Source organism: Nocardia sp. CDC159 (assembly GCF_023740735.1).
Taxonomy (GTDB): Bacteria; Actinomycetota; Actinomycetes; order Mycobacteriales; family Mycobacteriaceae; genus Nocardia; species Nocardia pulmonis.
On record NZ_JAMRXH010000006.1, the window covers coordinates 160,802 to 179,055 of the forward strand.

At 69.0% G+C, this 18,254-nt stretch carries 16 protein-coding genes; 12 read left to right on the plus strand and 4 right to left on the minus strand.

Translation table 11 applies throughout. The annotated features are described in order from the left end of the window. Positions 1–146 precede the first annotated feature (146 nt). From NDR87_RS15630 to NDR87_RS15680, 11 genes are all read left to right on the plus strand, one after another. On the plus strand, positions 147–341 hold the full coding sequence (locus tag NDR87_RS15630) for a ubiquitin-like protein Pup (protein ID WP_062503939.1): 195 nt from the start codon (positions 147–149) through the stop codon (positions 339–341). Continuing rightward, complete coding sequence (prcB, locus tag NDR87_RS15635; protein ID WP_372494197.1) at positions 317–1,195, plus strand: proteasome subunit beta; 879 nt, start codon at positions 317–319, stop codon at positions 1,193–1,195. Before NDR87_RS15630 ends, prcB begins: the two co-directional genes overlap by 25 nt. Next, on the plus strand, positions 1,192–1,971 hold the full coding sequence (gene prcA, locus NDR87_RS15640) for a proteasome subunit alpha (protein ID WP_251913725.1): 780 nt from the start codon (positions 1,192–1,194) through the stop codon (positions 1,969–1,971). The genes prcB and prcA overlap by 4 nt, the downstream gene beginning before the upstream one ends. A gap of 197 nt (positions 1,972–2,168) precedes the next feature. Beyond that, positions 2,169–3,527, plus strand: a complete 1,359-nt coding sequence (gene pafA, locus NDR87_RS15645; protein ID WP_251913724.1) for a Pup--protein ligase — start codon at positions 2,169–2,171, stop codon at positions 3,525–3,527. Positions 3,528–3,590: 63 nt separating this feature from the next. Further along, positions 3,591–4,586, plus strand: a complete 996-nt coding sequence (locus NDR87_RS15650; protein ID WP_251913723.1) for a YafY family protein — start codon at positions 3,591–3,593, stop codon at positions 4,584–4,586. Continuing rightward, complete coding sequence (locus NDR87_RS15655; protein ID WP_251913722.1) at positions 4,583–5,581, plus strand: YafY family protein; 999 nt, start codon at positions 4,583–4,585, stop codon at positions 5,579–5,581. Before NDR87_RS15650 ends, NDR87_RS15655 begins: the two co-directional genes overlap by 4 nt. Next, on the plus strand, positions 5,578–6,603 hold the full coding sequence (locus NDR87_RS15660; protein ID WP_251913721.1) for a 2-dehydropantoate 2-reductase: 1,026 nt from the start codon (positions 5,578–5,580) through the stop codon (positions 6,601–6,603). The genes NDR87_RS15655 and NDR87_RS15660 overlap by 4 nt, the downstream gene beginning before the upstream one ends. A gap of 42 nt (positions 6,604–6,645) precedes the next feature. Next, entirely contained in the window at positions 6,646–6,900 is a 255-nt protein-coding gene (gene tatA / locus NDR87_RS15665) for a Sec-independent protein translocase subunit TatA (protein WP_251913720.1), read from the plus strand. A gap of 87 nt (positions 6,901–6,987) precedes the next feature. Continuing rightward, positions 6,988–7,974 (plus strand): twin-arginine translocase subunit TatC, encoded by a 987-nt coding sequence (gene tatC, locus NDR87_RS15670; RefSeq protein ID WP_251913719.1) that lies wholly within the window; start codon positions 6,988–6,990, stop codon positions 7,972–7,974. Positions 7,975–7,977: 3 nt separating this feature from the next. Further along, the gene (locus tag NDR87_RS15675) at positions 7,978–10,671 is read left to right on the plus strand and encodes an RNA helicase (protein ID WP_251913718.1); all 2,694 of its coding nucleotides are present in this window, start codon (positions 7,978–7,980) and stop codon (positions 10,669–10,671) included. Between the two features lie 137 nt (positions 10,672–10,808). Next, complete coding sequence (locus NDR87_RS15680; RefSeq protein ID WP_251913717.1) at positions 10,809–11,486, plus strand: DUF4333 domain-containing protein; 678 nt, start codon at positions 10,809–10,811, stop codon at positions 11,484–11,486. A gap of 184 nt (positions 11,487–11,670) precedes the next feature. Here the strand turns inward: NDR87_RS15680 and NDR87_RS15685 are convergent, their stop codons facing one another. Further along, a complete protein-coding gene (locus NDR87_RS15685) occupies positions 11,671–12,225 on the minus strand; it encodes a hypothetical protein (RefSeq protein ID WP_251913716.1) in 555 nt (184 codons plus the stop codon). A gap of 22 nt (positions 12,226–12,247) precedes the next feature. Further along, positions 12,248–13,213 (minus strand): 5'-3' exonuclease, encoded by a 966-nt coding sequence (locus NDR87_RS15690; RefSeq protein WP_251913715.1) that lies wholly within the window; start codon positions 13,211–13,213, stop codon positions 12,248–12,250. Positions 13,214–13,310: 97 nt separating this feature from the next. On the opposite strand from NDR87_RS15690, the gene NDR87_RS15695 reads away from it, so the two are divergent. After that, the gene (locus NDR87_RS15695) at positions 13,311–14,438 is read left to right on the plus strand and encodes a Xaa-Pro peptidase family protein (protein ID WP_251913714.1); all 1,128 of its coding nucleotides are present in this window, start codon (positions 13,311–13,313) and stop codon (positions 14,436–14,438) included. A 16-nt stretch (positions 14,439–14,454) separates the two neighbouring features. Here NDR87_RS15695 and NDR87_RS15700 read toward each other — a convergent pair whose 3' ends face one another. After that, positions 14,455–16,866: an SDR family NAD(P)-dependent oxidoreductase gene (locus NDR87_RS15700; RefSeq protein WP_251913713.1), complete on the minus strand. Its 2,412-nt coding sequence runs from the start codon at positions 16,864–16,866 to the stop codon at positions 14,455–14,457. After that, a complete protein-coding gene (locus NDR87_RS15705) occupies positions 16,863–18,248 on the minus strand; it encodes a cytochrome P450 (RefSeq protein WP_251913712.1) in 1,386 nt (461 codons plus the stop codon). Before NDR87_RS15705 ends, NDR87_RS15700 begins: the two co-directional genes overlap by 4 nt. Positions 18,249–18,254 lie beyond the last annotated feature (6 nt).

Here is an 18,254-nt window from a genome sequence, read left to right on the forward strand (position 1 = left end):
CGTTCGTCCAGGCTGCCGCATGGTTGCGGCGGAGCCACATTGCAATGTAATCCGGCCAGTTGTCGCCGCTGCTGGGTAGTGTTGACGTACGAGCATCGGATTTTCTCCGATGCTCGCCGATATCAGTACAGAGGAGGTCGGCTGCTATGGCACAAGAGCAGACCAAGCGCGCCGGTGGCGGCGACGAGGACGACGACGCCGTCGGCGTCGATGCCGCGGGACAGGAGCGTCGCGAGAAACTGGCGGAGGAAACCGACGACCTACTCGACGAGATCGATGATGTGCTCGAGGAGAACGCGGAAGACTTCGTGCGCGCATACGTTCAGAAAGGCGGCCAGTGACATCGGGTGACCCCTTGCGGCTCCTTCACACGGGGTACGCCCTGTCCTCCTTCTCCGAATACCTGCGGAACTACGCTCCGGAACTGTTGCCCGGCAACGGTTTCGGGCGTGTCGTCGCCGCCTCCTCTGGGGCGGCGGCGAGCGACATCGCACCGCACGGCACCACGATCGTCGCGGTGAGCTATCGCGGCGGTGTGCTCATCGCGGGCGACCGGCGGGCCACCCAGGGCAACCTGGTGGCCAATCGGGACATGGAGAAGGTCTACATCACCGACAGCTTCTCCGCGGCCGGTATAGCCGGTACCGCGGGGGTGGCGGTGGAGATGATCCGGCTGTTCGCCGTGGAACTGGAGCATTACGAGAAGATCGAGGGCGTGCCCCTGACCTTCGACGGCAAGGCCAACAAGCTGTCGAAGATGGTGCGCGACAATCTGCCCGCGGCCATGCAGGGTTTGGCGGTGGTGCCCATTCTGGTCGGCTACGACCTCGAGGCCACCGACCCCGACCGCGCCGGTCGCATCGTGTCCTACGACGTGGTCGGCGGCCGCAGCGAGGAGCGTTTCGGTTACACCGCGGTCGGATCGGGCTCGATGTTCGCCAAGACGTCGTTGAAGAAGACCTACCACCGCGACATCGATTCCGATCGCGCGCTGCGCATCGCCATCGAGGCGCTCGCCGACGCCTCCGACGACGACACCGCCACCGGCGGTCCCGACCTGCTGCGCAATATCTTCCCGACGGCGGTCGTGATCGATGCCGAAGGGGCCGAAGAGGTTTCGGAGGCGCGGTTGGCCGAGATCGCCCGAACCATCATGGACGAGCGGGCGGCGGAGGAAGGGAGTGCCCGGGCATGACACTGCCGTACTACGCGTCGGCCGAACAGATCATGCGCGACAAGACCGAACTTGCGCGCAAGGGCATCGCACGGGGCCGCAGTGTCGTGGTGTTGGTGTACGACAAGGGTGTGCTGTTCGTCGCGGAGAATCCGTCGGCGACGCTGCACAAGGTGAGTGAGCTCTACGACCGGGTGGGGTTCGCCGCGGTCGGCAAGTACAACGAGTTCGAGAACCTGCGCCGGCACGGCATCCTGCAGGCCGATCTGCGCGGCTACCAGTTCGACCGCCGCGATGTGACCGGCCGAATGCTGGCCAACATGTTCGCCTCGCTGCTCGGCTCGATCTTCACCGATCAGCTCAAGCCCTTCGAGGTCGAGCTGTGCATCGCCGAGGTCGGCTATCCGGAGCAGGATCCGAATTCGGTGCTGTTCCGGGTCAACTTCGACGGCTCCATCGTCGACGAGCGGGAATTCGTGGTGATGGGCGGCACCACCGAGCCCATCGTGACCGCGCTCAAGTCCTCGTACCGGCCCGGGCTGGAGCTGAGCGCGGCCCTGACCGTCGCGGTGGACGCGCTGCAGAAGGCGACCCCCGAGGGCGCCGACAAGGACAAGCGCAGCCTGGGCGTCGGCACGCTCGAGGTGGCGACGCTGGAGCAGGCCCGGCCGCGCCGGGCCTTCCGCCGCATCTCCCGGGTCAACCTGGAGAACCTGCTGGCCGGTGGGTCGGGCCAGGTCGCGGCGAAGGAGGGCGGCGACGAGCCGGAGACGCCCTCGGCGGGCGATCCCAGCTGAGAACGCGCCCGGAAACGAGGAAACAAGTGTGACCCGGATCCCTTGCACTCGATGGTCGCGAGTGCAAGGGATCCGGTCATTTCGGCCGTTCTCGGCCGGTCACCGTTAACATCTCCGGCGAAATCGTTGCGAAGACGTATGCATTACCTCGCTCGCACAGCCACTTTCGGGCATGGCATGGCTGTAATGTCGATAGTGTGCAGCGACGAATCATGGGGATCGAAACCGAATTCGGGGTGACGTGCACGTTCCACGGTCACCGTCGGTTGAGCCCTGACGAGGTGGCCCGCTATCTGTTCCGCCGGGTGGTTTCCTGGGGCCGTAGCTCGAACGTATTCCTCCGCAACGGCGCCCGGCTCTACCTCGATGTCGGTTCCCATCCGGAGTACGCCACGGCCGAATGCGACAGCCTGGTGCAGCTGGTCACCCACGATCGCGCGGGTGAGCGGGTGCTCGAGGAGCTGTTGATCGATGCCGAGCAGCGCCTGGCCGAAGAGGGTATCGGCGGGGACATCTACCTGTTCAAGAACAACACCGATTCGGCGGGCAACTCCTACGGCTGCCACGAGAACTTCCTGGTCGTGCGGGCCGGCGAATTCTCCCGGATCTCCGATGTGCTGCTGCCGTTCCTGGTTACCCGCCAGCTCATCTGCGGTGCGGGCAAGGTGCTGCAGACCCCGAAGGCGGCCACGTTCTGCCTGTCGCAGCGGGCCGAGCACATCTGGGAGGGCGTCTCCTCGGCGACCACCCGCTCGCGGCCGATCATCAACACCCGCGACGAGCCGCACGCCGACGCCGAGAAGTACCGGCGTCTGCACGTCATCGTCGGCGACTCGAACATGTCCGAGACCACCACGATGCTCAAGGTCGGCACGGCCGCGCTGGTGTTGGAGATGATCGAGGCGGGCGTCTCGTTCCGAGATTTCGCTCTGGACAACCCGATTCGTGCCATCCGCGAGGTCAGCCACGATCTGACCGGCCGCCGCCCCGTGCGGCTGGCGGGCGGCCGCCAGGCCAGCGCCCTGGATATCCAGCGCGAGTACTACGCCCGCGCGGTCGAACATCTGCGCAATCGCGAGCGCGATCCGCAGGTCGACGCGGTGGTGGACCTGTGGGGCCGCACCCTGGACGCGGTCGAGGCCCAGGATTTCGCCAAGGTCGACACCGAGATCGACTGGGTGATCAAGCGCAAGCTCTTCCAGCGCTACCAGGACCGCTACAACATGGACCTGTCCGACCCCAAGATCGCCCAGCTCGACCTGGCCTACCACGACATCAAGCGCGGCCGCGGCGTCTTCGACCTGCTCCAGCGCAAGGGCCTGGCCAAACGCGTCACCGAGGACGACGCCGTTGACGCGGCCGTCACCACCCCACCCCAGACCACCCGAGCCAAACTCCGCGGCGACTTCATCACCGCCGCCCAGGAGGCCGGGCGCGACTTCACCGTCGACTGGGTCCACCTCAAGCTGAACGACCAGGCCCAGCGCACCGTGCTGTGCAAGGACCCGTTCCGCTCGGTGGACGAACGCGTGGATCGGCTGATCGCCTCGATGTGACCGTCCCGGAAAAAGTGGGTATGGCTGCGCATCGATGCGGGGGTGCGCATTACTCTCTATCGGGTGGCGATATCCAAGGTCGAGCGGCTGATGAATCTGGTCATCGCGCTGTTGTCGACCCGGCAGTTCCTGACCGCGGAGCGGATTCGGGACAGCGTTGCCGGATATGAGGATTCCGCCAGTGACGAGGCGTTCAGCCGGATGTTCGAGCGGGACAAGAACGAGTTGCGGGATCTGGGAATTCCGCTGGAGGTGGGGCCGGTCAGCCGGTACTCCAGTCAGGAGGGGTATCGGATCAATCGGGATGCCTATGAGCTGCCCGATATCGATCTGACCAGGGAGGAGGCCGCCGCGGTGGCGGTGGCCGTGCAGTTGTGGGAGTCGCCGGAGCTGGCCGCCGCGGCCGAGGGTGCGCTGTTGAAGTTGCGGGCGGCGGGGGTGCATGTGGAGCCCGATGCCTCGGTGGCGTCGGTGCCCGCGGTGCCCGCGCGCACCCGGGGGTCGGAGGCCGCGCTGGGGAAGTTGCTGGCCGCCATCGATGCCGGACAAGCCGTTCGGTTCGAACATCGCATGTCCCACGGGGCGCCGTATCTGATGCGGGATGTCGAGCCCTGGGGTGTGGTGACCCATCACGGTCGCTGGTATCTGGTCGGCCACGACCGCGATCGCCAGGCCGTGCGCACGTTCCGGCTCTCGCGCATCGGCGAGGACGTCACCGCCTACGGGCCGGAGAACGTGGTCCACAAGCCCGAGGGGGTGGACCTGCGCCGGATCGTCGCCGAGGTGACCGGGGCCGCCCCGGTGACGGGGAGTGCGACGGTCTGGGTGGCCGAGGGCCGCGCCCAGGACATCCGCCGCCTCGGCGCGATCGTGGAGGAGCGCGAGATCGGCGGGCGGCCCGGTTCCATCGTGGAGGTGCCGGTGCGTTCGCGAGATTGGCTGGCGCGCTTGATCGCCGGGCTCGGGCCCGATGCGCTGGTACTCGCCCCGGCCGACCTGCGCGCCGATGTGATCGAGCGGCTGCGATCGGTGCTCGAGCGCACGGAGGTGGGAGCGTGAGCACTCGGCTGTCGACCCGTCTGTCGCGCCTGCTGAACATGGTCCCCTATTTCCTGGCGAATCCGGGGATCAGCGCCGCCGAGGCCGCGGCGGATCTGGGCGTGACCACCAAACAACTGATGAGCGATCTCAATCAGTTGTGGATGTGCGGGCTGCCCGGCTACGGGCCGGGCGATCTGATCGACCTGTCGTTCTCCGAGGAGAGCATCGAGGTCACCTTCTCCGCGGGTATCGACCGGCCGCTGCGGCTGACCTCCACCGAGGCCACCGCCCTGCTGGTCGCGCTGCGCTCGATCGCCGCGCTGCCGGGCATGGTCGACCCCACCGCCGCGCAATCGGCCACGGCCAAGATCGAGGCCGCCATCGCCGGTGACAGCGGCGGGGCCGCGAGCGGCACGGCGGCGTTGGCATTCGTGGAGGCCCCGGCGGTGACGACGGTCCGCTCGGCCCTGGCGCGTGGACGCGCGCTGCGGCTGGTGTACTACTCGGCCAGTCGCGACGTGGTCTCCGAGCGGGTGGTCGATCCGATCCGAATCGTGCTGGTGGACAACAACTCCTATCTACAGGCCTGGTGCAGGCAGGCCGAGGGGGTGCGGCTGTTCCGATTCGACCGCATCGAGGAGGCCACCGAACTCGACGAACCCGCCCATCCGCCCAGCCACGCCACCGACGAGACCGCGGGCCTGGACCTGTTCTCCGACGATCCGGCGGTCCCGTTGGCGCGCTTGCGGATTCGCTCGGACTACGGTTGGGTTCTGGATCAGTACCCCATGCACCGGATGGCCGTGCACCCCGACGGCAGCGTCGAGGCGACCATGCGATTCGCCACACTGGACTGGATGGCGCGGTTGCTGCTGGGATTCGGCTCGGGCGTGACGGTACTGGGTCCAGCGGAGTTGGTGACCGCAGTGCGTGAGCGTTCCAGTGCCGCCCTGGCCGCCTACGACGAGGCCGGAGTCGAACAGACCGTGATCGAGGAGGTCGGTCCCGCTTGACGTTTCGGGTGACGGTGCTCGGTGCGGGCAGCATCGGCATCTTCGTCGGTGGAAAATTGGCCGCGGCGGGTGCCGATGTGACATTCGTGGGCAGGCCCCGGGTCTGCGAGGCGATCGCGGCGACGGGGCTGCGGCTGACCGACCTCGACGGCGGCGACGATCGGGTGGCGGCCAGCGGTTTTCACGTCGCCACCGAACCCGATTCGGCCGCCACCGCCGATCTGGTGCTGGTCACGGTGAAATCCGGCCAGACCGCCGACGCCGCGAAACAGCTGATCGGCCGGGTGCATCCGGGCACGGTGGTGCTGAGCCTGCAGAACGGGATCGGCAACGACACCGTGATCCGCGAGACCGTCCCGTCGTGTGTGGTGCTGGCGGGAATGGTGATGTGCAATGTGGTCCAGCACGAGGGCGGCCGATTCCATCGCGGCAGCGCGGGCGGGTTGGCCGTCGCCGACGATCCGGCGCTCGAGCGCTTCGTCCCGCTGTTCCGCCGGGCCGGACTGGCGCTGGATCGGCATGCGGATCTGCGCCCGGTGCAGTGGGGCAAACTGCTGCTGAACCTGAACAACCCCATCAACGCCCTGTCTGGCCGCACCCTGCGCGAGGAGCTGTCCGAGCGCGACTATCGGCGCTGCCTGTCCCTGGCCCAATCCGAGGCGCTGGCGGTGATGCACCGCGCCCGCATTCGCCCGGCGCGGCTGACGCTGCTGCCGCCGGAACTGCTGGCGCGGCTGCTGACCGTGCCGGATGCGGTGTTCGACCGGGTCGCCGGTCAGGTGCTGGCGATCGATCCCATGGCCCGCTCGTCGATGGCCGACGATCTGGCGCTGGGCCGCAAGACCGAAATCAGCTGGCTCTGCGGGGAGATCGTGAATCTGGGTCGCATGGTTGGGCTCCCCACGCCGGTGAACGCCCGGCTGATCGAGCTGATCACCGCGGCCGAGAACGGCGACACCCGTACCTGGACGGGCGCGGAACTGCTGGCCCAGTTGCGGGCGGCGAAGAACTCCACGCCCTGATACCGGTAGCATCGGACATACCACAGTCTTTGGAGGTAATCGATGGGTTCATTCGGCCCGACGCACTGGCTCATCATTGCGTTGCTGTTCCTGCTGCTGTTCGGCGCCAAGCGGCTGCCCGACGCGGCGCGGGGGCTCGGGCGGTCGCTGCGCATCTTCAAGAGCGAGATGAACGAGATGCACTCCGAGAGCTCGCAGGCGTCTCCGGCCAAGACGGACAAGCCCGCGCCGGAGCTGCCCCCCGCGCAGCCGACCACCCAGGCCGCGCCGACCAACCCCGAAACGCACAAGGCCTAGCGGGGAGATGTACCCCGGGATGAGCACGCTCGTCCCGGGTTGATTCATGTCCGGGCGCCCTTAGCGAGCAGCGAGGCAGTCACATCCATGCGCATCCCGTTCGATCCCCGGCGCAGCCGGCGCAGAACGAACCCCGACGGCACCATGTCGCTGGTCGAGCATCTGCAGGAGCTGCGGTCGCGGCTGCTGAAGTCGCTGCTGGCCGTCGCGGTCACCACGGTGTTCGGATTCCTGTGGTACGCACACGGGTTCCTCGGCGTGGAGAGCCTGGGTGAGGTCCTCAAGGGCCCCTACTGTTCGCTGCCACCCTCGCATCGGGCGATGCTGAACGCCGATCCGACCCAGTGCCAGCTGCTGGCGACCGCGCCGTTCGAGCAGTTCATGCTGCGGTTCAAGGTCGGCCTGACCGCGGGTGTCGTGCTGGCGTGCCCGGTGTGGCTGTATCAGGTGTGGGCGTTCATCACCCCCGGGCTGTACGCGAAGGAACGCAAGTACGCCATCAGCTTCGTGACCGCCGGGGCGGTGCTGTTCGCGACCGGTGCGGTGCTGGCCTACCTGGTGGTCGCGCACGCGTTGAGCTTCCTGCTCGGTATCGGCAGCAATGTGCAGATCACGGCGCTGAACGGTTCGCAGTACTTCGACTTCATCATTCAGCTGCTGATCATCTTCGGGGTGAGCTTCGAGACTCCGCTGCTGGTCATCGGGCTCAATATGATCGGCGTGCTCAGCTACGCGAAGCTCAAGAAGTGGCGGCGCGGCATGATCTTCGGCCTGTTCGTCTTCGCCGCCATCGTCACCCCGCAGGACCCGTTCTCCATGCTGGCGCTGGCGTTCGCGCTGACCGTGCTGTTCGAGTTCGCGGTGCAGGTGGCCCGGCTCAACGACCGCCGCCGGGCCCGCCGCGGGGAGGACTGGAGCTCGCTGTCCGACGACGAGGCCTCCCCGCTGGGGACCTCCGACGGCGTCGACGCGGTCGAACCGGTGGCCCCGGCCCAGCCGGTCGGCGTGGCCGAGCCGATCAGCACGCCGGAGAAATCACCGCGCCCGGTGTCGGACTACTCCGATACGCTCTGAGGAGTGGCACATCGGTCGCTTTCCGGCGAACTCGCGGCATTCGCCGCGGAACTGAGTTTCTCCCTCGATCCATTCCAGCAGCAGGCCTGCGCGGCGCTGCAGGGCGGGCACAGCGTCCTGGTCTGCGCGCCGACCGGGGCGGGTAAGACCGTCGTCGGCGAGTTCGCGGTACATCTGGCGCTGGCCGCCGGGGGGAAATGCTTCTACACCACCCCCATCAAGGCGCTGTCGAATCAGAAGTACGCGGATCTGGTCGAGCGCTATGGGCGCGGTGCGGTGGGGTTGCTGACGGGGGATCAGTCGCTCAATCCCGACGCCTCGGTGGTGGTGATGACCACCGAGGTGCTGCGCAATATGCTCTACGCGAGTTCGGATGCGCTGCAGGGGCTTTCCTACGTCGTGATGGACGAGGTGCACTATCTGGCCGACCGGTTCCGCGGGGCGGTGTGGGAGGAGGTCATCCTGCACCTGCCGCCGGATGTGCGACTGGTGAGCCTGTCGGCGACGGTCAGCAATGCCGAGGAGTTCGGCGCGTGGATGGAGACCGTGCGCGGGGACACCGCGGTCATCGTCGACGAGACCCGGCCGGTGCCGCTGTGGCAGCACGTGCTGGTGGGGCGGCGGCTGTTCGACCTGTTCGATTCCAAGTCCAGCGAGCAGAAGGTGCTGGTGGACGAGGATCTGGTGCGCTACATCAAGCACCGCGAGGCCGCCGACCGGATGAACGGCTGGGGTGGACCGCGCGGGCGCGGCGGGCCGCGCCGGGACTTCCGCTCGGTGCCGCGCCCGGAGATGCTGGCGCTGCTGGACAAGGAGGGGCTGCTTCCGGCCATCACGTTCATCTTCAGCCGGGCGGGCTGCGACGGGGCGCTGGCGCAGTGCGTGCGCTCGCGGCTGGATCTGAGCCGGGCCGAGGACTACGACGAGGTCGAGGAGATCATCACCAAGCACACCGGGGATCTGCCGCGCGCCGACCTCGAGGTGCTGGGCTACTGGGAGTGGCGCGAGGGGCTGCACCGCGGGCTGGCCGCCCACCACGCGGGCATGCTGCCCGCCTTCCGGCACGCCGTGGAGGAGCTGTTCGTGCGCGGCCTGGTGCGGGCCGTATTCGCTACGGAGACACTGGCTCTGGGCATCAACATGCCCGCCCGCACGGTGGTGCTGGAGCGGCTGGTCAAGTTCAACGGCGAAGCGCACGCCGAGCTGACGCCGGGGGAGTACACGCAGCTGACCGGGCGCGCCGGGCGGCGTGGCATCGATATCGAGGGGCACGCCGTGGTGGTGTGGACCCCCGAGGTGGACACCAGTGCGGTGGCCGGACTCGCCTCCACCCGCACCTATCCGCTGCGCAGCTCGTTCCGGCCGGGCTACAACATGTCGATCAACCTCATCGATCGGATGGGGGCGGAGGAGTCGCGGGCGCTGCTCGAACGATCCTTCGCGCAGTTCCAGGCCGACCGGTCGGTCGTTGGTCTGGTGCGAGGTATCGAGCGCAATGAGGGCGCGCTGCGCAAGCTGCGCTCGCAGATCGGCGACGACGGTTTCCTGGAATACCTGTCGCTGCGCGAGCGGATCAAGCAGCGCGAGCGCGATCTGGAGCGGCAGGGCCGGGCCGATCGGCGTGGGGCGGCGGTCGCCTCGCTGACCGCGCTGCGCCGCGGCGATGTGGTGGCGATTCCGAGCGGGCGGCGGCAGGGCCTGGCGGTGATTCTGGAACCGGATGCCTCACCGGGTGATCCGCGCCCGCTGGTGCTCACCGAGGACAAGTGGGCCGGGCGCATCTCGGCGGCCGACTTCCCCACGCCCGCCGAGCCGCTGGGCCGCATGCGGCTGCCGCGCCATGTCGATCACCGCACCGCGCGGGTGCGCCGCGATCTGGCCTCGGCGCTGCGCAGCGCCGGGATCAGCACGCCCGGGCGACAGCGCCGGGGGTCGCGCAGCCGGGCCGCCGACGACCGGGAACTGCAGAATCTGCGCCGCGCGCTGCGCTCGCATCCGGCCCACACCCGGCCCGATCGCGAGCAGCTGGCCCGCGTCGGCGAGCGGTACAACCGGCTGCAGCGCGAGACCGAATCGATGCGGCAGCAGGTGGCGGCGACGACGAATTCGCTGGCCCGCACGTTCGACCGCATCGTCGGACTGCTGGCCGAGCGCGGCTATGTCGACGGCGGCGAGGTGACCGCGGACGGGCGGCGGCTGGCTCGGATCTACACCGAGGCGGATCTCGTTGTCGCCGAATCCCTTCGGCAGGGCCTGTGGCGCGGACTGGGCCCGGCCGAGCTGGCGGCGGTGGTGTCGATCCTGGTCTACGAGTCGCGGCAGGAGACCGGCGGCTATCTCGGCCCGTCGGGTCCGACCGCGCCGATCCGCCGGGCCGTGGGCGCGACCGTCGACGTGTGGAGCGAACTGCGCACCGACGAGGCTCGGCACAAGCTGCCGCCCACCCGCGAGCCCGACCTCGGCTTCGTGACCGGGGTGTACAAGTGGGCGCGCGGTGACGGGCTGGCCGAATCCCTGCTCGCCAGCGGGGATCAGGGCACTCCGCTCTCGGCGGGTGACTTCGTGCGCTGGTGCCGCCAGGTGATCGACCTGCTCGACCAGATCCACGAGACCGCCGACGACACCGAGGTCGCCTCGACCGCGGCCAAGGCGGTGCGCGCGATCCGCCGCGGCGTCGTGGCGGTGGACGCGGCCTGATGTCCCGAACGCCGCCAATGCGAACACGGTGCAAGCGTCTGTGATTGGATGCTTTCGTGTACCGACCGTGGTGAGGGACCGGTGAACCTCACGCGGGGGGCGAGAGTGTGTACGACGAGCGCGAGTGGAGGCAGGCAATGAGCGGCCCGTACGGACCGAACGACACCCCTGGTCCAGGGGAGGGACGCAACGACGATCCGACCCAGCAGTGGGGAGGGCAGCAGCCCCCCGGATCGGCCGGTCCCACTCAGCACTGGGGTCAGCAGCCCCCGCAGCAGCAGTGGGGGCAGCCGCAGCAGCACGGCTGGACACCCGCGCCGACGCCGCAGTGGGGACAGAGCCAGCCGTCGTGGCCGCAGCACCCGCCGCAGCAGGCGTGGGAGCCGACCCAGCAGTCGCAGTGGGGTCAGCAGCCCCCGCAGCAGCAGTGGGGTCAGCCCCAGCAGCAGTGGGGCCAGCCGCAGCAGCCGTGGGACCAGCAGCAGCTGACCCCGGCCGGTCCGCGGAAGTCGAAGAAGGGCCTGTTCATCGCCCTCGGCGCCGCGGTGGTCGTGATCGTCGTGGCGGTCGTGCTCGCCGTGGTCCTGCTCGGCAGCGACAAGCTCGACAACAAGGCCGTGCAGGACGGCGTCCAGAAGGTCCTCAAGGATTCCTACGGCATCGACGACGTCCAGGACGTCAGCTGCCCCTCCGGCCAGAAGGTCGAGGTCGGTAAGACCTTCGACTGCTCGCTGAAGGTCGGCGGCGAGGCCAAGAAGGTCACCGTCAAAATCACCAAGGACGACGGCACCTACGAGGTGGGCCGCCCGAACTGAGCTCGCACCGCCGAACGCCGCGCCCCGCTCGTGCGCCGGCCGTTCGGCGGACGCGCCGCGCCTGCCGCGAATCGCCCCGCGCCTCGGACCATCTCGCCCGGGCGGGGGTGAAGCAGGCGGTACCTCATTCGAGAAACGAACCCCGCACTCGCCGAGACGATTCAGCGCGCTGAACGAATCGCCCTCAGCGCTCGTCCATTTCGCTCAGCACGTCCCGAGCATCGCGATTTCCCGCCGCGGCGAGCCGCCGCAGCTCGGCGAGGTCCTCGCGTTCGGTCGCGAGCTCGACGAGCAGATCGCTCGCGTCGGAGTTGCCTTGGTCGGCGAGTCGTCGGAGCTCGTCGACGTCACCGCGTTCGATGGCGAGCTCGACGAGATGGTCGCTCGCGTCGGGGTTGCCTTGGTCGGCGAGTCGTCGGAGCTCGTCGACGTCACCGCGTTCGATGGCGAGCTCGACGAGATGGTCGCTCGCGTCGGGGTTGCCCTGGTCGGCGAGTCGTTGGAGTTCGTCGGTGTTGCCGCGTTCGGCGGCGAGTTGGACGAGGTGGTCGGTCGCGTCGGCGTTGCCTGTGGCTGCCAGTCGGCGGAGCTCGTCGGCATCTCCGCGCTCAGTAGCGAGCTCGGCGAGTAGATCTGTCGCGTCGGAATTTCCCTCGGCGGCGAGTTGGCGAAGCTCGTCGGCGTCCTCGCGTTCGGCGGCGAGTTCGGCGAGGTGGTCCGGCGCGTGGGGATCGGCCATCGGGCAGACCTTTCCGTGCGGGTCAGGGGGTGCGGGCGGACATGGCGGTGACGAGGCGCTTGACGGGGCTTTCGGCGTTGTAGGTGGTGGCGAGGGTGTGCAGGCGGTCGGGGTGGGCGGGGGTGGTGGGGAGCGGATCGGGGCCGGAGAAAACGATGGGGGCGTCGCGGACAACCTGGACGACGGGGGCGGCGGCCTTCAGGTAGTCGTCGGCGGCGGCGAGTTTGGCGCGGACGCCGCGGGCCAGATCGGAATCGGGATCGTGCACGGCGGCGATCAGGGCGTCGAGACTGCCGAAGCGGGAGATGAGGGTGGCGGCGGATTTGTCGCCGATGCCGGGCACACCGGGCAGGCCGTCGGAGGCGTCACCGCGCAGGGTGGCCATATCGGCATAGGCGGGGCCGGCATTGCGTTGCGGGACACCGTATTTCGCGGCCACCTCGGCGGGGCCGTAGAGTTCGGCCTTGGCCAAGCCGCGGCCGACATAGAACACCCGGACCGGCGGGGCGGGTTCGTCGCGCACCAGTTGCAGCAGATCGCGGTCGCCGCTGACCACGATCACCTCGTCGGTGCGCTCGCGGGTGGCCAGCGTGCCGATGACATCGTCGGCCTCCAAACCCTCGGAACCGGCCGTGGCGATCCCGGCCGCCTCGAGCACCTCCAGAATCATGTCCACCTGCGGGGTGAGGGTATCGGGCACGACCTCCGCGCCGGGCTCGGCGCCGGCGGCCTCGTCGAGCCGGTGCGCCTTGTACGACGGCACCAGCTCCACCCGGAACCGCGGCCGCCAGTCCAGATCCAGGCACACCACCAATCGGCTCGGCGCATGCCGCGTGATCAGCGCCGCCACCATGTCGGTGAAGCCGCGCAGCGCGTTCACGGGCCGCCCGTCCGGCGCGGTGATCTTCTCCGGGATCGCGTGGAAGGCCCGGAACCACAGGCTGGCCCCGTCGAGCAGCAGCAGCGGTCCGGCGGCAGGTGTGCTCATGGGTCCAGACGCTACAGGGTAGGGGTGACAGGGCCGCCCCGCCCGCCGCGCAGGAATCGGGACGAGCGGTCTCCGGCGGGCTAGTAACGTCGGGGCCATGAGTGCGCATACGGAGTCACGGTTCCCGGCGGAGGTCTACGGCAAGCGGTTGGAACGGGCGGCGGAGTTGACCCGCGCCGCCCACCTCGACGCGTTGCTGGTGACGCCGGGACCGGATCTGCGGTACCTGATCGGTTCGCGCGCCCAGTCTTTCGAGCGGCTGACCTGCCTGGTGATCCCGGCGAGCGGGCAGACGCCGTCGGTGGTGATCCCGAAGCTGGAGCTGGCCTCGCTGGCCGGCTCGGCGGCCGGGGAACTGGGCCTGCAGATTCTGGACTGGACCGACGGCGTCGATCCGTACCGAGTGGTGAAATCGGCCCTGAACGCGGGCGCGCGCGTGGCGGTCGACGACGCCATGCCCGCGCTGCATCTGCTGCCGGTCGCCGAGGCGCTCACGACGCTGCCGGTCTCGGCCACCACGGTGCTGCGGCAGCTGCGAATGAGTAAGGACGCCACCGAGATCGACGCGCTGCGCCGGGCGGGTGCGGCCATCGACAGGGTGCACGCCCGGGTGGGCGAATGGCTGCGCCCCGGCCGCACCGAGGCCGAGGTAGCCGCCGATATCGCCGCCGCGATCGTCGAGGAGGGCCATACCGAGGCGTCCTTCGTCATCGTCGGCAGCGGTCCCAACGGCGCCGATCCGCACCACGAGGTGTCCGAACGCCGCATCGAGGCCGGGGATGTGGTGGTGGTCGATATCGGCGGCCCGGTCGAACCCGGCTACTACTCCGACTCCACCCGGACCTACGCGGTCGGCGAGCCGGACGCCGAGATCGCCGCGCGCTTCGCCGAACTCGAGCGCGCCCAGGCCGCCGCGGTCGCCGCGGTGCGCCCCGGCGTCACCGCGGAAGCGGTCGACGCGGCGGCCCGAAACATGCTGCGCGAGGCGGGTTTGGGCGAGTACTTCATCCACCGCACCGGCCACGGCATCGGCCTGTCGGTGCACGAGGAGCCCTATATCGTCGAGGGCAACGACATCGTCCTGGAACCGGGTATGGCCTTCAGCATCGAGCCCGGCATCTACTTCCGCGGTGAATGGGGCGCCCGCATCGAGGACATCGTGGTGGTGACCGAAGACGGCTGCGAGTCGATGAACCGCCGCCCACACGGGTTGACGGTGGTCTGAGGGTCGGTGCCGCCCGCTATCCGGTTCGATCGACGGTGATGCGGTCGATACGCAGCACCGTCTCACCGTCTCGCTCACCTGTCCACAGCTGCCGCGCGGCCGACATCCGCAAGTGGTCCACCTGCTGCGCCCCGGGGGCCGCCACGATCCGCTGAATGCGCAGTTCGCCCTCCGGCGCGCCGTGCACCGAGCGAATCGCCGCCTCGATCGCGGCGGGCGCGATCCCGTGTTGCGGTGGGTAGGGGGTGGTCCACAGATCCGCACCCGACAGGGCTGGCAACGGCGTCTCGTACCAGCCCTGTCGGTGGACCCAGCGGGGTCGCTCGAAGAGCAGACCCGTCCACGGGGAGCGGCCACCGCTGTCGAGATCGGTTGTGGCCGAGACATTCTCGGTTTCGGTGTGCCGCACGGGCGCCAGCTCGGGCGGATCGGTCAGATATCGCAGCCGCGCGGAGCCGACGCGCGCGCCGCGGTCGGTTTCCACGCGCACCGTGACCACCCAGGCGTCGTCGGTCCGGGCGCCGGTCGCGTGGGTGGTGAACCGGGTCTGGCGGCCCGGTTCGAGGATCAGCTCGGACAAGTCGACGACGATGTCGCGTATATCGGCCAGATGCTGCGGTGGCCATCCCTCCGGCACGACCCAGTCGGCGACCGAGCACATCTGTTCCAACAGCACCGAGACCGGCAGCGCCGGGCGCTCCGCCACGCGGAACTCGGCGAGGCAGGGATGGTGTCCGGCCCGATATCCGACCACGCTGCGAATCTGGCGGAACGGCTCGAAGTCGACGACGCGACCGAGAAAGAACGCCAGCGCATGCAGCCTCGGCAGATCCGGATGCCCGGTGAACAACCAGAATCCACGCAGCTGGCTGGGAACCAGCGCGGTGCCGACCTGGCCGATGAACATCACTTCCCGTGTCGTGCCCGCGCGAATCTCGGCTATCCACCGGCGCACGCCGTCCGCCGGGTCGACCGTCGACACATATCGGACCGCGGCGTCGTAGTTGGCGATGACGCCGAGCCGCTCCCATGTCGGCCAGCAGATCGTCTGCACCGGCAGACCGTGAGTGTTGCGCGCCCACGACCCGAGCCGCGCGAGCGCCTCGTTACCCGCGGCGTAGTCGAGCTGTCCGATCATTCCGCTCATCCGGCCGGCGAGCGAGCCGACGTTGCAGAACACGCGCAGCGTCGCACGGCGATCGGGATGGGCCAAGACCGCACGAACGAGGTTCGCGAATCCGGCCGCCTTGACGTGGACGGTGTGCACGACCTCGCCCGGGTCCTTGTGATCCAGCCGTTTCGGCTTGTCGACGCCCGCATTGTGCACGATCACCGTCGGCGCGGGCAGCCGAGCGAAGAGTGCGGCCACCTGGTCGGGGTCGGCGACATCGCACGGTATGTAGTCGATGCGAAGTCCCGCCGCGGCCGCGGTTTCCAGATTCGCGTGCACCATGCGTAGCTCGACCTCGCGGCGCTCGGCGGCACGCGCGTCGCGCAGCTCGGTCGGCGTTCGGCAGGCGGCGATGCGTCGGCGGCATCGGCGCCGATGGTCGTCCTCGTCCGTCGACAGCCACGGCTCGTCCACGGGCAGTCTGCTGCGTCCGGTCACCACGACCCGGCAGCCGGTGGTCTCGGCCAGGCCGCGAGCGAGCGCGAAGCCGACCCCGCGCGCACCTCCCGAGATCAGGACGAGATCGTCGCCGGTCAGATCGAACCGCGGTGGCCCGACCTCCCGCCGACGAGCCGTCAGCGCATATCGGACGCCGTCGCGATAGCCGATCTCGTATAGATCCCACGACGTCGTCTCCTCGATCACCCAGGCGCCGAGCACATCCGGATCGGACCGGTCCACGTCGAGCACCTTGACCGCGACGTTCGGCAGCTCCCGAGGCAGCGACTTGGCAAGCCCCGCCCAGATGCCGCCGAGTGGTTGCGGCGGTGCGGAATCGTCGTATGCCATCCGGCCGCCGAGTTCGGTGACGACCAGATACCAGCAGTGGTCGGCCCTGGTGTCGATGCTCCAGTCGGGATAGCGGTGCTGCAGCATCCGGGTCGTGCGCGCCAGGGCGGCCTGCCAGGGGACACCCTCCAACCGGTAGGGCACGCCCGTCACGTTCAGGTCGACGATGCCGTCCCAGTTCGTGCGAGCGGGTCGAGTATCCGGTGAGCACTCGTCGACGTCGGCTCCGGTCGCCCGCAGCACCCGCGCCAGGCCCGCCACCAGTTCGCTGTTCTCGCCGAGGACCAGCAGATTTCGCCGCGGCCAGGTGGTGCGGTCACCCGGTGCACGCGGGGCCGGGACCGGTTCCCATTCGAACCGCAGGAGAGGGCGGACGAACGAATCGGTATCGAAGGCGGTGCGATGCGGGCGGACCGCACCGCACTCGCCGCCGCGGTTTCGCTCGCCCGGACCACCGCTGCCGCTCACACCCGTTCCTCCAGAACGACCCGCAGGCCGTCCCGCGGGAAAAGCGTGATGTAGGTGCCGAAACGGAATTGCCCGCCGCCGACCAACCGGAGCCGGAAGCGCTGAGCGACCATGGCGATCGTCGTGATCGCGGTCGCCATCGCCAACGATTTGCCGATGCACAGCCGCCGGCCACCACCGAACGGGAAGTACGCGAACCGGTGCCGCCCGGCGTCGCACCCGTCGCGAAAACGACTGGGGTCGAACGCCTCCGGGTCGCGCCAGTGCTCGGGTGAGCGGTGCGTGCCGTACATGCTGAGCAGCACGGTCGTATTCGGCGGCAACCGGTAGCCCGCCAGTTCGTCCTCGTCCACGCTGTCGCGCGGGATCTGCCACACCGGCGGGTACAGGCGCAGCGCCTCCTCGACCACCGACCGGGTGAGGACGAGGTCGTCGAGCTGGTCGGGCCTCGGCGGGCGGCCGGTGAGAACACGGTCGACCTCCTCCTCCACCTCCCGCCGCACCTGCGGGTGGCGGGCCAATTCGTAGAGGGTCCAGCACAGCGCCTGTCCGGTCGTATCGGTACCTGCCAGCAGCAGCGTCCGCAGATTCGCGATGATGGATTCGTCGGACAGGTCGGACCGCAGCAGCAGCGTGGCGACGTCGTTACCGAGTTCCCCGGTGCGGCGCCGGTCCAGCACCCGCTCGACGATGCCGCGCAAAACCCGCTCCGACCGGTTCTTCTCCTGGTTGTACCTGGTCGGAATCCGGGTCGGGATCATCTCGTTCACACCGTGGATGGTCGCCGTGTACATCACCTTCGATGCGATCGCCGCCGCTTCCGAGTAGCCGAGACCCGGTTCGGACAGGTCCCGGCTCACCAGCGCCTCACCGACCACCCGTGCCGTAATGTTCATCAGGTCGGGTGCCACGTCCACCGGGCGGCCGTCGTGGGCCAACCGCTCCCACCGGCGCAACATGTCCTGATTCGCTGGCACCGCCTCGGCGGCGTGTTCGTGCACGCGCGCCGGTGCGAAACCGGGCTGCACCACCTTGCGGTGCGGGCGCCACTGCTGATCGTCGAGGGTGAGCAGGCCGGTACCCATGGGACCGAAGAACCCTTTGTAGAGCACTCCGCGGCGGTAGTTGTCGGGATTGGTCCGCAGCACGTGCTCGATGGCCGACGGCTCGGTGACCTGAACGAACGGAACCGGCATCGGCACCGGGACGAGGGGGCCGTAGGTCTGCTGGGTGTCGAGGGTGAATCCGAGCTGGTTTTTCAGGTAGCGGGGGGCGACACCGATCAGCGGTAATCCCTTCGGGCCCTTCGGCAGTGGACAGGCCGCGGTCTCGGCCCCGGTCACCGGGCAGGAACCGGCGTTCTTCCTGAGGTGGGTGGCCATTGGACT

What these genes read in the sequence shown, in the direction of transcription:
- NDR87_RS15705 (WP_251913712.1), bottom strand. Translation starts at nt 18,248, where the DNA reads ATGGCCACCCACCTCAGGAAGAACGCCGGTTCCTGCCCGGTGACCGGG.
- tatA (WP_251913720.1), top strand. Translation starts at nt 6,646, where the DNA reads ATGGGTTCATTCGGCCCGACGCACTGGCTCATCATTGCGTTGCTGTTC.
- NDR87_RS15690 (WP_251913715.1), bottom strand. Translation starts at nt 13,213, where the DNA reads ATGAGCACACCTGCCGCCGGACCGCTGCTGCTGCTCGACGGGGCCAGC.
- tatC (WP_251913719.1), top strand. Translation starts at nt 6,988, where the DNA reads ATGCGCATCCCGTTCGATCCCCGGCGCAGCCGGCGCAGAACGAACCCC.
- NDR87_RS15630 (WP_062503939.1), top strand. Translation starts at nt 147, where the DNA reads ATGGCACAAGAGCAGACCAAGCGCGCCGGTGGCGGCGACGAGGACGAC.
- NDR87_RS15695 (WP_251913714.1), top strand. Translation starts at nt 13,311, where the DNA reads ATGAGTGCGCATACGGAGTCACGGTTCCCGGCGGAGGTCTACGGCAAG.
- prcA (WP_251913725.1), top strand. Translation starts at nt 1,192, where the DNA reads ATGACACTGCCGTACTACGCGTCGGCCGAACAGATCATGCGCGACAAG.
- NDR87_RS15685 (WP_251913716.1), bottom strand. Translation starts at nt 12,225, where the DNA reads ATGGCCGATCCCCACGCGCCGGACCACCTCGCCGAACTCGCCGCCGAA.
- NDR87_RS15680 (WP_251913717.1), top strand. Translation starts at nt 10,809, where the DNA reads ATGAGCGGCCCGTACGGACCGAACGACACCCCTGGTCCAGGGGAGGGA.